We start from the raw sequence: 13799 nt of genomic DNA on the forward strand, positions 1-13799 counted from the left end.
AGGAGTGCATGATGCCTGCTCAGTGCCTCGGTCCGCAGCTCCGATACACACCCACTCTGATCAGTCGCCAAGACCGTTCGGATCTCCCCACGCTGGCACACACGCTGGCACAGCGCGGCAGCACCCTCGCGCGGTTCGCGATCCTGATGTGGATCATCGGCGCCAGCCTGATGGCCGGCTGCGCCATCGATCCGATCAAGGATGGCGAGCGCTTACTCGACACCTTGCCGCCCAATGCACTCGCTGAAGCGCGCGGACTGGAGCGCGACGACCAACCCGGCGCGGCAGCCGACGCCTATCTCGCACTCGCCGAGACCACACCGGCGCCAGTGCGCCAGCAGCTCGAGATCGAAGCCGCCGACGCGCTGCTGCGAGCGGGAGAGGCGCGGCGCGCGCACCGTCTCCTGCTGAGCCTCGATCAATCAGCCTTAACCGCATCGCAACGCCAGCTCGCGCTGCTGCTGCAAGCCGATGTGGCGCTGAGTCGCGGACGCGCGGCCGAGGCGATCAGCACCCTCGAGCGCGTCAACCAAGGCGCGCTCCCGGCGCGTCTGAAGACGCAGTACCTCGGCTCCCTCGCAGCCGCCTACAGGCTGAGCAACCAGCCCGTGCGCGCCGCCGAGCAGCTCGATCAGCTCGATCGCCTGCTCGACTCCCCCGAGGCGCGCATGGACAACCAGGTCTCGCTGCTGTTCACCCTGACCAGTCTGAATCAGGCCCGTCTCGCGCAGGCCGCAGACACCACCACCGGGCGCATGCGCGGCTGGGTCGAGCTGGCCCAACGGCTCGTCGGCAAGAGCACGCCCTCGCCGGAGCTGGATGCGAGCCTTCGCGATTGGCGCCAGCGCACGTCGCGTCATCCGGCCCTGCCCAGGCTCGAGGCCACCTACCTCGCGCGTCTCGCCGGCGGCTATGCGGCGGATACCGAGGTGTTCGTCCTGCTGCCGACGGGCGGACACTTCGGCACCGCCGGCACCGTCCTCAGGGAAGGCATCAAGGCCGCGTATGACGTCGATCGCAGCGGCACACGGCCAGTGCTGAGCTTCCGGGCGGACAACATCTCTGCGTCTTCGCGGGACAGCCTCGCCGGCGCCGATCTGGTGATCGGGCCCGTGCAAAAATCATCCGTGACCACGTTGGCCCGCCAAGGCGCGCTGCCCGTGCCCACGCTCGCGCTCAACCGGATCAGCGGCGCGACACCCTGGAATCTATTCCAATTCTCGCTCGCCCCGGAAGACGAGGCCGCGAACGCCGCCAATTACGCCTTCGCGGCCGGGCTCAAGCGCGCCGCACTCGTCTATCCGCAGAGTGCTTGGGGAACACGCATGGCGGACGCGTTCCGCGACCAATGGCGGGCGCTTGGCGGCACCTTCGTCGCGCAGCCAAGCTATGGCTCGATCAGCGAGGCGGCCGACACCGTGGCACGCAGCGATGCGCAGGTGGTGCTCCTGGTGGCCACGACGCGGAACGTCGCCGCGCTCTGGGAGGCATTGCGGCTCACTGGCGTCGCGGCCCCGGTCATCGCGACCTCGCATGTCTACGACGGCACCTTCAACCCAGCCCAGAATCAGGCCTTGGCGGGGCTCTATTTCGTCGACATCCCCTGGCTGCTCGATCAGCAACGCTCCGATCGACTCTCGCGTCAGGCCCTGCGTGGAACCCTGAGCAATGTCAGCGGTCCCCTGGCGAGGCTCTATGCGATGGGCATCGATGCCTATCGACTCGCCCCGCGCGTCGCCGAGATGAGCCAGCAGCCCGGCACCTTCTTTCCCGGCGAGACCGGCGGGCTGAGCCTCGACTCACGCGGCCAGGTGCGACGCCAGCTGACGCTCGCGCGCTTCACCCCATCGGGGGTGATGACGCTGGCACGCATCGGTGACGCCGAACCCCCGGCCGGCGCTGATTGAGACTGTTCGAGACCGCGCTCGACGCGCGTGACCAGCACACACCGACAAGGATTTGATTGTGACCACCAAGGCACCGCCCTGGCGCAAACAGCTCGGCGACAGCAAGGAGCGCCAAGCGCGTGACTATCTGGAGCAGCAGGGGCTGCGACATCTTGCCAGCAACGTGCGCTGCAAACGCGGCGAGCTGGATCTGGTCATGCGCGATGGCGACACGCTGGTCTTCATCGAGGTTCGCTTTCGGGCCTCGGCGCGCTTTGGCGGCGCCGCCGCCAGCATCGACCCGCGCAAGCAGGCGCGCCTGAGCGCGGCGGCGGCCTATTATCTGCAGCGCCATCCCATCGCGCTCCCCTGCCGTTTCGACGTCGTCGCCATCGACGGCGCTGGATCCCTGACTTGGATTCGTCATGCCTTTGCCGCCCATGCCTAACACCGTCACGGTAGTGCTGATGGCCATCGTCATCGGTCTTGCGCCCCTGCTACAGGGGTGCGCTCCCGCCGCCGTGGTCGGCACCGCCTATGGCGCCTCCGTGATCCACGAGCGCCGCTCGGCGAGCACCGTGCTCGATGACGAGATGATCGAACTCAAGGCCAAGCATCGTTTCCTGCAGAACGCCGAGATCAGGCGCGCGAGCCGCATCTCGATCACCAGCTACAACTATCGGGTGCTGCTGACCGGTCAGGCCGACAGCGCCGAGATCCGCTCGCGGTTCGCCGAGATCGTCAGTCGCATGCCAAAGGTCGAGCAGATCCACAACGAGGTCCAGATTGGGCCGTCGATCTCGCTCGCGCAGCGCAGCCAGGACGCGCTGATCACCTCCCGGGCCAAGATTGCCATCGGCGGTGGACGCGGCATCGAGGACTTCGATGCGACCCGCGTCAAGGTCGTCACCGAGGACGGCGTGGTCTATCTGATGGGGCTGGTCACCCGCAAGGAGGCCGAGACGACCACCGAGATCGTGCGCCGGCTGCCCGGCGTCGAGCGCGTGGTGAAGATGTTCGAGTACATCCATGCCGCTGACTGACCGCCTCGCCAAGGCCCTGGTCGCCATCGTCGGCGCCGACGCCCTGCTCGTCGACCCCGCCGATTGCTGGCCCTATGGCTACGACAACAGCCGCCGGCAACGCCTGCCGGCGGCGGTTGCCTTCGTCACCAACGCCGCGCAGGTTCAGGCCATCGTCCAGCTCGCGCATCAGCAAGGATTGCCGGTCACCGCGCGTGGGCTCGGCACCGGCACCACCGGTGCCACGGTGCCCGAGCGCAACGGCATCGTCATCGCGTTCGAGCGCATGAACCGCATCCTGCGCATCGATCCGGCCAATCGGCTGGCGGTGGTCGAGCCCGGCGTCGTCAACGATCATTTGCAGCGCGCGCTCGCCGAGCAGGGCTTCTTCTGGCCGCCCGATCCGACCAGCGCTGCGGTCTGCACCATTGGCGGCAACCTGGCCTACAACTCGGCCGGGCCACGGGCGGTGAAGTACGGTACCCCGCGCGAGAACACGCTGGGCCTCGCCGCCGTCACCGGCAGCGGACAGCTCATCCGCACCGGCGTGCTCACCACCAAGGGCGTGGTCGGCTACGACCTGACCCGACTCATCATCGGCTCCGAGGGCACCCTGGCCCTGATCACCGAGGCGACCCTGAAGCTCACCCCCCTCGCCGAGGCCAAGCAGACCTTGCGCGCGACCTATCGGGATATCCATGCCGCAGCCGATGCGGTGGCCGCGATCATGGCCCAGCCGATCACGCCCTGCGCGCTCGAGTTCATGGACGCCGCCGCGATCGCGATGGTGCGCCAGTTCTCGGACCTCGGTGTGAGCGACGAGACCGGCGCGCTGCTGATGATCGAGGTCGACGGCCCCGCCGAGTGCGTCTCGAACATCGCCGATGCGGTGGCCGCAGCCGCAAGCAACCCCGGTTTGCTCGAACTCAGCGTCGCGCGGGATCGGGAGCAGATCGCCGCGCTCTGGCGCACGCGCAAAGCCCTGTCGCCGGCGCTGCGGCATGTGGCGCCGAAAAAGATCAACGAAGATGTCGTGGTGCCGGTCTCGCGCATCGCGCCATTCATCGATGGCTTGGAGCGGCTCGCGCGCGAGCATCGCATTCGCATCGTCAACTTCGGTCACGCCGGCAACGGCAACATCCATGTCAACCTGCTCGTCAACCCGGACGATGCCGATGAGATGGCGCGCGCGGCTCGCTGCCTAGAGGGTGTCTTCGATCTCGTGATCGCGCTCGGTGGCACGCTGTCCGGCGAGCACGGGGTGGGGCTCGAGAAGCGCGACTTCGTCGCGCGCGAGATCGATCCACCGGCGCTCGCCCTGATGCGCGCCATCAAGGCGCAGTTCGATCCGAGCGGCATCCTGAATCCGGGCAAGGGGCTGCCACTTCAGGCCAGCGGCTAACGCCAGGCAAGGCTATCGCCGCCGCTGGCGCAGATAACTGCGGCTGCCTTGCAGCGCGTGCGGCGAAATCAGATCCTGTGCCGGCGCCCCGTCCGGATAGAGCAACGGCGCCAATTCCTGTAATGCGCGCTCATAGACACGGCGTTTGAAATAGACCACGTCCTGCACCGGATACCAATAGCGCACCCAGCGCCAGGCATCGAACTCGGGCTTCTCGCTGCGATCGAGGCAAAAATCCCCCTCGCCGCACTGAATCCGCAACATGTACCAGACTTGCTTCTGCCCGATACAGATCGGACCGCAATGGCGGCGGATGAAGCGCTTCGGCAAGCGATAGCGAAGCCAGCCGCGCGTGCAGCCGAGGACTTTGACCTGCCCTGGCAGCAGGCCAACCTCCTCCTCCAATTCCCGATACATCGCCTCGAGCGGGGTCTCGTCGGACTTGATCCCCCCCTGCGGGAATTGCCACGCGTTCTGCCCGACACGACGTCCCCAGAAGAGACGCCGCTCCGTGTTGCTCAAGATGATGCCGACGTTTGGCCGGAAACCGTCCCCGTCGATCAAGTTGCTGTACCTTGTTACGTTTGCATCGCATTCTTCCATACTCTAGCCAACGGCTTCAAATGCCGCGCGCCCGAGACTGCGAGATCGGCGATAATCCGATTCCATCCGCAAGCCGCTCTTGAACCGTCGCCATGCCTCTTGCCCTCTTCGACCTTGATAACACCCTGCTCGCCGGTGATTCAGACTATCTCTGGGGCCGCCATCTGGTCGACTTAGGCGTCGTCGATCGCGACCACTACGAGCGCGCCAACCAGCAGTTCTACGCTGACTATCGCGCGGGCTGCCTCGATATCGACGCCTTTCTGCGCTTCTCGCTCGCGCCGCTGCGCAGTCATCCCCTGGCGACGCTCGAGCAGTGGCGCGAGGACTTCCTGCACGCACGCATCGCGCCGATCATCCTGCCCGCAGCACGCGCGTTGGTCGAGCAGCATCGTCGCGCGGGTGATACGCTCTTGATCATCACCGCCACCAATGCCTTTGTCACCGCCCCCATCGCCGCCCGGTTCGGCATCGAGCACCTGATTGCCACCGAGCCCGCGCTTGCGGCGGGACGCTACACCGGCGAGATCATCGGACCACCGGCGTTTCGCGAAGGCAAGGTCGAGCGCTTGCGCCAGTGGTTGGCAACGCATCAGGCGACATTGGCCGGCAGCACGTTCTATAGTGACTCGATCAACGACTTACCCTTGCTCGAAACGGTCGACTTCCCGGTCGCCATCGACCCCGATCCGAGGTTAGCCGCGATTGCCCAGGAGCGCGGCTGGCCGATTCGCTCGCTGCGCGACTGAGGGCGCCGCAGCAAGCATCGAGTTCGCAGACTGTCATCGATTCGTCATGCCTGAGCCATCGGATCGACATGCATCTTCGTTACACTGTCAAGTTACCCCGTTGCGATGGTCGGAGAGAACATGGGAGCGAGCGCACCTGCTCTAAGTATCAAACGCGGTGAGCGTTTATTCGTCGAACTGGCTGATTCACCGCAAGCGGTGCGTGAGGCGCAGGTGTTGCGCTATCGCGTGTTCGGAGAAGAACTTGGCGCCAAGCTCAAGGCTGGCGAGCATGGCCTTGACGTCGATGAGTTCGATACCGAATGCGAACACCTCTTGGTGCGCGAGACCAAGGGCAATCGCGTGGTCGGCTGCACCCGCCTGTTGAACAATCGCGGCGCCGAGCGCCTGGGGCGCTTCTATTCGGAGAGCGAATTCGAACTCGGCGCGATCCCCTCGCTACCTGGCCGCCTGCTGGAGTTGGGGCGCACCTGCGTCTCGCCGGAGTGCCGGCACGGCTCGGTCATCGCCGTGCTCTGGTCCGGGGTGGCGCACTATATTCAACAGCATCAGGTCGATTACCTGTTCGGTTGTGCCAGTGTGCCGTTGGGCGAGAACGACTGCCAAGCAGCGGCCATCATGAATCGGCTGCGGCGCCAGGCCATGGCGTCGGAGACCTTGCGGGTGACACCGCGCGCCCCCTTACAAGCCACGGCCGGGGCCGATGATGTGCTTGATGCCCCACTGCCGGCGCTGCTCAAAGGCTATGTGCGCCTCGGCGCGGTCGCCTGTGGTGAACCTTGCCGCGATCCCGATTTCGAGGTCGCAGACATCTTGATGCTGCTCGATATGCGCTGGCTCAACCCCAGTTACGCGCGACACTTCCTGGAACGGATCTAGGCGCGATCATCGAGAAACGCTTGATGCTTAGACACATCACACCCCATCTACGTGCCAGCGCACGCCTCCTGGCCCTGATCGCGCTCAACGTGCTGGGCGCCGTGATCGTGCTCGGCATGGGCCTTTGGCGCCGCCTTGGCGGCTCCAGCGCCGCGACACCCGCGATCGTTCAGTGGTGGTTTCAGCGCGCCATACCGATCCTCGGTCTACGAATCTGCGCCGAAGGCCAGCAAGCCAAGAGCGCGTTGATCATCGCCAATCATATCTCTTGGCTCGATATCCCCGTGCTCGGCGCGCTTGGACCGGTCGGTTTCCTCTCCAAGGCCGAGATTCGCCAGTGGCCGTTGATCGGCTGGATGGCCGCGCAAATCGGTACCCTCTTCATCACCCGTGGCGGCAATCAAACCGCAGATCTCATCCAGCGCATCGAGACGCGCATGCGCGAGCAGCGGCCCGTGGTGATCTTCGCCGAAGGCACCACCAGCGATGGCCGTCAACTGCGCGGCTTCTACCCGCGACTGCTCGCGGCGGGCCAGCAGCCGGGCATCGACGTGCAGCCGGTGGCGATTCGCTATGGCACCAACGCCGAGCCCGATTTGATCGCCCCGTTCATCGACGATGACACATGGATCGAGAGTCTTTGGCGCGTGCTATGCCAACCGAAGACCGAGGCCCAGGTTCACTTCCTCGCGCCCATCGTCGGCGCGGACATGGATCGACGCACGCTCGCGACCCTGTGCGAGACGCGGATCGCAGACGCACTCGAGGTGCCCATCGTGGCCAGGGCAACCGCCAAACGGCGAGGCCCGGAGGTCGCGACGCCGTGAATGCAGACAGTGGCAGCGTCCAGGCGCGCAGGTCAACGGATGCGAGGCCAAGGCTCCATGTCGCGCTGGTCACCGAAACCTATCCGCCGGAGATCAACGGCGTCGCCAATACCCTGGCGCAACTCGCGCACGGCCTCGAACGGCGCGGACACCACGTCAGCCTCGTGCGCCCACGCCAGCCGGTGGATCGGCGCAACGCGCCGCCGTCACGGGAGTTGCTGGTCAGCGGTGTGCCCTTGCCAGGTTATCGCGGCCTGCGCTTTGGCCTGCCGGCGCTGGGGGCCGTGCAGCGACGCTGGCGCGAGGCGCGCCCGGATGCGGTCTACATCGCCACCGAGGGTCCGCTCGGACATGCCGCGCTGCGAGCCGCCACGCGCCTGGGTATCCCAACCCTGACTGGATTCCATACCCAGTTTCAGCAGTACTGCAGCCACTATGGTGTCGGCCTGCTCATGAAACCGATCATCAGCCTGCTCAGGCGCTTCCACAACCACTCCGGTGCGACCCTGGTGCCAACCCGCGCCTTACAGCGCGACCTTGCCGCCGCCGGATTTCGCAATCTGCATGTGCTCAGCCGCGGCGTCGATACCGAGCGCTTCTCCCCGACCTACCGGAGCGCGGCATTGCGTGCCTCCTGGGGGTGCGGCGATGCGACGGTGGTGGCGCTCTACGTGGGCCGGATCGCCGCCGAGAAGCATGTCGATCTGGCGATCGAGGCCTTTGACCGGATTCGACGCGCTCGGCCCGACAGCCGCTGCGTCCTGGTCGGCGACGGTCCCGAGCTGGCGCATCTACGCCGTCAGCATCCTGATCATGTCTACACCGGCGCCAAGGTCGGCGCGGCGTTGTCCGCGCACTACGCCTCGGCGGATCTGTTCGTATTTCCAAGCCTGACCGAGACCTTCGGCAATGTCCTGACCGAGGCGCTCGCCAGCGGCCTGGCGCCCATCGCCTTCGATTATGCCGCCGCGCGCGAACACTTACACCATGGCCAAAACGGCTATAGTGTCCCCATGGCCGATCGCACGGCGTTCTTGGCGCAGGCTGAACGGGCTGTCAGCGACTCTGAACAGCTCAAACGCCTTGGCCAAGAGGCCCGACACACCGCAGAAGCGCTGAGTTGGGAGCGTGTGATCCGCGATTTGGAGCACCATCTGTTCTCCGTGATCGATTGCGCCGGCAACCAGGGCGAGCGCCATGAACCCATTCCTGCGACTGTTGAATGAGCTCGAAACACCGTTTTGCCGGCGTTGGAACCGTGCTCATCAGCGACCTTGGCTGTTGCGCCCCTTCGCGCTCGTCAGCCGGCTCGGCAATGGCGTCTTCTGGTATAGCCTGATCGCCGTGCTCCCCGTCGTCGATGGACTCGACGGCCTCGAAGCCGCCGTGCACATGCTACTGATGGGCGGCATTGCGCTGATCCTCTACAAGAGCCTCAAGGGTCGCACCCGTCGCATACGCCCCTGCCACTATGTGACCGATATCGCCGCTAGCGTGCCACCGCTGGATCGCTACAGCTTCCCGTCCGGACACACCCTGCACGCGGTCAACTTTTCCACGATCGCGCTGTTCTACTATCCGCAGCTTGGTTGGCTGCTGATTCCCTTCACCCTGCTGGTCGCCGCCTCGCGGGTCGTGCTCGGACTGCATTATCCAACCGATGTGCTAGTCGCCTCGGCGATCGGGCTCGGCCTTGCCTATAGCAGCCTGTTGTTGGTCGCCTAGTCGCTGTGGCGACCGGGCTTGGCCGAACTTTCGACCGGGCTCGATCGGGTCTAGTAGATCGCGCTTCCGCACGCGGGCCGATGGGCGCACTGGGCATCCGACAAACAAAACAGCCCGGCGGCCAACCTCCATGTAGGGGTTAGCCGCCGGGCCTTCAGCCGTTAGGCGAGAGACTGGCTCTGCTTATTTGGCTTCAGGGGCGGCCGGAGCAGCCGGTGCGCCATAAGGCATGGCACCCTGTGGAGCCGCATAAGGGGCCGCATAAGGGGCCGCGCCATAAGGAGCACCATAGTAGGGCGCGCCGTAGCCGCCGTAGTACGGGTTGCCGTAGCCATAGCCGTCACCGTAGCCGCGGCCGTAGCCCTGACCACGTCCATGACCATAGCCGCGACCGCCGCCGCTCATGCTCATGTTGAAGTCGCCGTAGCCATCGCCGAGCATATCGCTGAACATGTCGCCCATGCCGTCGCCCCAACCATTGCCATAGCCTGGGCCACCGTAACCCGGACCACCCCACCATGCGCTAGCGGATGCGGACACACCAAGAAGAGCGGCAACGGCTGCGGCAGTAGCAAGCTTTTTCATCAATCTTTCTCCGAATTCGATTTTGTCTGGGTTGCAAGCGTCGCCGCCTTTCTTGCGACAACAGAGATCATTATATTAGCGTTTTCTAAAATTGATAGTCGCTAATCTCGATCTATCATCGCCCGTCGATAGATATGACAAATCGCAATGCAAACCGCCATCTCGACTCAGGCCGAGGGTGCTAACAAGCGCATCGACAGATCGACGGCCTCGACGTGCTTGGTCAGCCCCCCGACCGAGATATCGTCGACCCCGGTCTCGGCGATCATCCGCAGGCGCTCGCGGGTGATCCCGCCGGAGGCCTCGAGTCGCGCCCGTCCAGCGGTCAATTCAACCGCGCGCCGCAACTCCGGCAACGCAAAGTTATCCAACAAGACGCGCTCAACGCCGGCCTCTAGCGCCTCGCGCAGTCCATCTAGGGACTCGACCTCGATCTCAACCAGGAGGTCGTCGGCAAGGCGACGCGCCGCCGCGATCGCGGCGCTGATCGAGCCGGCCGCGCTGATATGATTCTCCTTGATCAAGATCGCATCGAACAGCCCCATGCGATGGTTATCGCAGCCACCGCAGACAACAGCATATTTCTGCTGACGCCGCAGCCCTGGAAGCGTCTTGCGCGTATCGAGGATGCGCACCGGCAGACCGGCTACCGCATCGGCATACCACCGAGCGCGGGTCGCGGTGCCAGAAAGCAACTGCAGGTAATTGAGCGCGGTCCGCTCGCCGGTGAGGAGCGGGCGCAAGCGACCCTCGAGGGCGCAGAGCCGTTGCCCTGCCCGCACCGACTCGCCATCATGCGCCTGCCAGTCGATGCTCACCTCGGGGTCGAGCTGACGGAAGACCTCATCGAACCAAGCGCTGCCGCAGAGCACCGCGTCCTCGCGGGTGATGACCTCGGCGCGCGCGGTCGCGTCCACCGGCAGCAAGCCTGCGGTCAGGTCGCCAGTGCCGACATCCTCCGCCAGCGCATCGCGCACCTGGGCCTCAATGAGCGCCAGCGACGGCAGGGAGCGAGACAGCACCTCCGCGCTCGGGTCGGGGGTCGGTACAGCGGTCGGCATCGGATCGGATCCTCAAGGAGCGGTTAGGATAGACGGGGATCATAGTGTGCGGGCTGATGGCCACTCAAGCTGATCGCCAGACAAGCGAGAACATGCAAGACCGATGACTGATCCGAGCGCCCCCACCATCGATCATACTGGCCGCCTCAGCATCGCCCGCTGGCTGCCCTCACCCAATGCCGACCAGCGCCCGCTTGGCATCGAGCCGGATCTGCTCGTGATCCACAACATCAGCCTGCCCCCTGGGCGCTTCGGCGGTCCCTGGATCGAGCAGCTGTTCCAGAATCGACTCGATTCCACAGCGCATCCCTTCTTCGCCAGTCTCGCCGGGCTGCGCGTCTCCGCGCATCTACTGATCCGCCGCGATGGCGAGCTACTGCAGTTCGTCGAATTGGATCGGCGTGCCTGGCATGCCGGACGCTCCGCATTCGATGGCCGGATCGAGTGCAACGACTACAGCATTGGCATCGAACTCGAGGGCAGCGACGAGATCCCGTTTCAGCAAGCCCAATACGCACGGCTGGGCCAAGTCACCACGTTGATTCGCGCGCGTTATCCAGCGATCACGCCGGCGCGCATCACCGGACACCAGGAGATCGCACCAGGGAGGAAGACCGATCCCGGTCCCGCCTTCGACTGGGACCGATATCGGGCGCTGATCAGCGACAGCGAAGGGGGTACCTAGCGGCTAATGCACTCCGGCGAGAACCAGGCACTCAGCCGAGGCGCGCAGCCACTGCAGCGGCAGCGGCTGCGGCAGCCGGGCGTGGCACCGGCATCGGTTGCGGCTGCTCGGAGGTCAGTACCTGTTGCGCCTCGGTCCAGCGCAGCAGCTCGATGGTGCCATCGTGATGCTCGACCAGCGCCGTGCAGCTCTCGACCCAATCGCCGCAGTTGCAGTAGGTCACGCCATCGATCTCGCGGATCTCGGCGTGGTGGATGTGACCGCAGATCATGCCATCGACATCGCGGCGCCGCGCCTCGTCGGCCACGGCCTGCTCGTAGTTACCGATATAATTGACGGCATTCTTCACTCGATGCTTCAGATAGGCGGCGAGCGACCAATAGCCGAACCCAAGGCGCTGCCGGAGGGCATTGAGCCGATGATTCGCCGAGAGCAGCAGGTCATAGAGGCGTGAGCCGAGCATTGCCAGCCAGCGGCCGTTCTGTACCACCTGATCAAACTTGTCGCCGTGCAGGATCAAGAACTGGCGACCATCGGCGGTGGTGTGCACCAGCTCATCGCAGAGCCGCACATTGCCGTACTCGGAGCCGAGATGGTCACGCAGGATCTCATCATGATTGCCCGGGATATAGACCACATCGGTACCACCGCGCGCCTTGTCCAACACCGCGCGCACCACATTGTTGTGCGCCTGCGGCCAGAACAACCCGCCGCGCATCGCCCACACGTCGATGATGTCGCCGACCAGATAGAGCTGCTTGCACTCGGTCGATTGCAGGAAATTCAGCAGAAAATCGGCTTGACAACCGCGAAACCCGAGATGCACATCCGAGATCCAGATGCTCCGGTATTTCAACGGCCGTAGATGTTTCACCTGACTCATGTCACCCAGGCCCTCATAAATAGCGTGGGCGCCATGGTCGCGCGGCTTTGTTGCGAGAGGATGGACGCGCGATGAAGATCTGATGAACACGCATCGTGCCGACGCGCATCGCGCACTGCGTATACTGATGCCTTCTGCTGTAAAGAGGAGTTTTTTTGATGCCACGTGATTCCGTGAACAAGGTCGTTCTCGCCTATTCAGGCGGGCTCGACACCTCTGTGATCCTGACCTGGCTGCGGGACGAATACGACTGCGAGGTGGTCACCTTCACCGCCGACATCGGTCAGGGCGAGGAGGTCGAGCCGGCCCGCGCCAAGGCCGAGGCGGCCGGGATCAAGGAGATCTATATCGAGGATCTGCGCGAGGAATTCGTGCGCGACTTCGTCTACCCGATGTTCCGCGCCAACGCCATCTACGAGGGCGAGTACCTGCTCGGCACCTCGATCGCCCGCCCGCTGATCGCCAAGCGCCTGGTCGAGATCGCCGCCAAGACCGGCGCCGATGCCATCAGCCACGGCGCCACCGGCAAGGGCAACGATCAGGTCCGCTTCGAGATCAATGCGCTGGCGCTGCGGCCGGACATCAAGATCATCGCGCCCTGGCGCGAGTGGGACCTGCTCTCGCGGGAAAAGCTGATGGCCTATGCTGCCGAGCACGGCGTGCCGGTCGAGCAGAAGCGCGACGGCACCAAATCACCGTACTCGATGGATGCCAACCTGCTACACATCTCCTACGAAGGCTACGACCTTGAGGACCCCTGGGTCGAACCGGGCTCGGGCATGTGGCGCTGGACACGCGACCCCATCGATGCACCCAACACCGCGCAAGAGATCGAGCTGACCTACAACGCCGGTGACATCACCGCCATCGATGGCAAGGCCATGACGCCAGCCGAGGTCTTAGCCGAGCTGAATCGCATCGGCGGCGAGCACGGCATCGGCCGCGCCGACATCGTCGAAAACCGCTACGTCGGCATGAAATCCCGCGGCTGCTACGAGACCCCCGGCGGCACCATCATGCTCAAGGCCCATCGGGCGATGGAATCCCTCACCCTCGACCGCGAGGCCGCGCACCTGAAAGACGAGCTGATGCCGCGCTATGCGACCCTGATCTACAACGGCTACTGGTTCAGCCCGGAGCGGATGATGCTGCAGGCCGCGATCGACGAGAGCCAGCGCGTGGTCAACGGCAAGGTCCGGCTCAAGCTCTACAAGGGCAATGTGATGGTGGTCGGCCGCCAATCAGACACCGACAGCCTGTTCGATGAATCGATCGCCACCTTTGAGGATGACGCCGGCGCCTACGATCAGAGCGACGCCACTGGCTTCATCAAGCTCAATGCCCTGCGTCTGCGCGTCGCCGGGCGTCGTCGCAGCCGCTGAGCGGCTTATATCCTCGAGCGCTGGCATTGCTCTTCGTTCCAGTCCAGCGGTCGGCGAATGCTGCGTCATCAGGGCTTCTAACCCTCATGCTGTCAGGCTAGGATGGCCTG

The 13799-nt window shown here is 64.9% G+C and carries 15 protein-coding genes; 11 read left to right on the forward strand and 4 right to left on the reverse strand.

Annotated elements, in window-relative coordinates; all coding sequences use genetic code 11:
- The first annotated feature begins 8 nt into the window (after nucleotides 1-8).
- From AC54T3_RS04300 to AC54T3_RS04315, 4 genes are read left to right on the forward strand one after another with little or no spacing between them, the layout of a single operon-like run.
- Nucleotides 9-1907 carry a penicillin-binding protein activator gene (locus AC54T3_RS04300; protein ID WP_496622631.1) on the forward strand — a complete coding sequence of 633 codons (1899 nt, stop codon included), beginning with the start codon at nucleotides 9-11 and terminating at the stop codon, nucleotides 1905-1907.
- A gap of 58 nt (nucleotides 1908-1965) precedes the next feature.
- Complete coding sequence (locus AC54T3_RS04305) at nucleotides 1966-2334, forward strand: YraN family protein (RefSeq protein WP_496622632.1); 369 nt, start codon at nucleotides 1966-1968, stop codon at nucleotides 2332-2334.
- Nucleotides 2327-2929, forward strand: coding sequence for a BON domain-containing protein (locus tag AC54T3_RS04310; RefSeq protein ID WP_496622634.1), 603 nt, complete (start codon nucleotides 2327-2329; stop codon nucleotides 2927-2929). The genes AC54T3_RS04305 and AC54T3_RS04310 overlap by 8 nt, the downstream gene beginning before the upstream one ends.
- Nucleotides 2916-4310 (forward strand): FAD-binding oxidoreductase, encoded by a 1395-nt coding sequence (locus AC54T3_RS04315; RefSeq protein WP_496622636.1) that lies wholly within the window; start codon nucleotides 2916-2918, stop codon nucleotides 4308-4310. Before AC54T3_RS04310 ends, AC54T3_RS04315 begins: the two co-directional genes overlap by 14 nt.
- Nucleotides 4311-4322: 12 nt before the next feature.
- Here the strand turns inward: AC54T3_RS04315 and AC54T3_RS04320 are convergent, their stop codons facing one another.
- Nucleotides 4323-4874, reverse strand: coding sequence for an RNA pyrophosphohydrolase (locus AC54T3_RS04320; RefSeq protein ID WP_496622638.1), 552 nt, complete (start codon nucleotides 4872-4874; stop codon nucleotides 4323-4325).
- A 131-nt stretch (nucleotides 4875-5005) separates the two neighbouring features.
- Between AC54T3_RS04320 and AC54T3_RS04325 the strand changes: the two genes are divergently transcribed.
- The 5 genes from AC54T3_RS04325 (at nucleotide 5006) to AC54T3_RS04345 (ending at nucleotide 9093) form a co-directional block, all read left to right on the forward strand.
- Nucleotides 5006-5662, forward strand: coding sequence for a histidinol-phosphatase (locus AC54T3_RS04325; RefSeq protein WP_496622639.1), 657 nt, complete (start codon nucleotides 5006-5008; stop codon nucleotides 5660-5662).
- A gap of 120 nt (nucleotides 5663-5782) precedes the next feature.
- Nucleotides 5783-6541 (forward strand): GNAT family N-acetyltransferase, encoded by a 759-nt coding sequence (locus AC54T3_RS04330; RefSeq protein ID WP_496622640.1) that lies wholly within the window; start codon nucleotides 5783-5785, stop codon nucleotides 6539-6541.
- 23 nt (nucleotides 6542-6564) lie between these two features.
- On the forward strand, nucleotides 6565-7368 hold the full coding sequence (locus AC54T3_RS04335) for a lysophospholipid acyltransferase family protein (RefSeq protein WP_496622642.1): 804 nt from the start codon (nucleotides 6565-6567) through the stop codon (nucleotides 7366-7368).
- A complete protein-coding gene (locus AC54T3_RS04340; protein WP_496622644.1) occupies nucleotides 7365-8594 on the forward strand; it encodes a glycosyltransferase family 4 protein in 1230 nt (409 codons plus the stop codon). The genes AC54T3_RS04335 and AC54T3_RS04340 overlap by 4 nt, the downstream gene beginning before the upstream one ends.
- On the forward strand, nucleotides 8566-9093 hold the full coding sequence (locus tag AC54T3_RS04345) for a phosphatase PAP2 family protein (protein WP_496622646.1): 528 nt from the start codon (nucleotides 8566-8568) through the stop codon (nucleotides 9091-9093). Before AC54T3_RS04340 ends, AC54T3_RS04345 begins: the two co-directional genes overlap by 29 nt.
- A 183-nt stretch (nucleotides 9094-9276) precedes the next feature.
- On the opposite strand, the gene AC54T3_RS04350 is transcribed toward AC54T3_RS04345, so the two are convergent.
- Together AC54T3_RS04350 and nadC are read right to left on the reverse strand one after the other, a co-directional pair.
- Nucleotides 9277-9678: a sulfur globule family protein gene (locus AC54T3_RS04350; protein WP_496622648.1), complete on the reverse strand. Its 402-nt coding sequence runs from the start codon at nucleotides 9676-9678 to the stop codon at nucleotides 9277-9279.
- A gap of 167 nt (nucleotides 9679-9845) precedes the next feature.
- Nucleotides 9846-10739: a carboxylating nicotinate-nucleotide diphosphorylase gene (nadC, locus tag AC54T3_RS04355; RefSeq protein WP_496622649.1), complete on the reverse strand. Its 894-nt coding sequence runs from the start codon at nucleotides 10737-10739 to the stop codon at nucleotides 9846-9848.
- 103 nt (nucleotides 10740-10842) lie between these two features.
- On the opposite strand from nadC, the gene ampD reads away from it, so the two are divergent.
- Nucleotides 10843-11424, forward strand: a complete 582-nt coding sequence (gene ampD, locus AC54T3_RS04360) for a 1,6-anhydro-N-acetylmuramyl-L-alanine amidase AmpD (protein ID WP_496622651.1) — start codon at nucleotides 10843-10845, stop codon at nucleotides 11422-11424.
- 31 nt (nucleotides 11425-11455) lie between these two features.
- Here ampD and AC54T3_RS04365 read toward each other — a convergent pair whose 3' ends face one another.
- A complete protein-coding gene (locus AC54T3_RS04365) occupies nucleotides 11456-12307 on the reverse strand; it encodes a UDP-2,3-diacylglucosamine diphosphatase (RefSeq protein ID WP_496622653.1) in 852 nt (283 codons plus the stop codon).
- A 158-nt stretch (nucleotides 12308-12465) separates the two neighbouring features.
- Here AC54T3_RS04365 and AC54T3_RS04370 point away from each other — a divergent pair, with 158 nt between their 5' ends.
- On the forward strand, nucleotides 12466-13689 hold the full coding sequence (locus tag AC54T3_RS04370; protein ID WP_496622655.1) for an argininosuccinate synthase: 1224 nt from the start codon (nucleotides 12466-12468) through the stop codon (nucleotides 13687-13689).
- Nucleotides 13690-13799 lie beyond the last annotated feature (110 nt).

Source organism: Halochromatium sp. NSM3 (genome assembly GCF_059621085.1).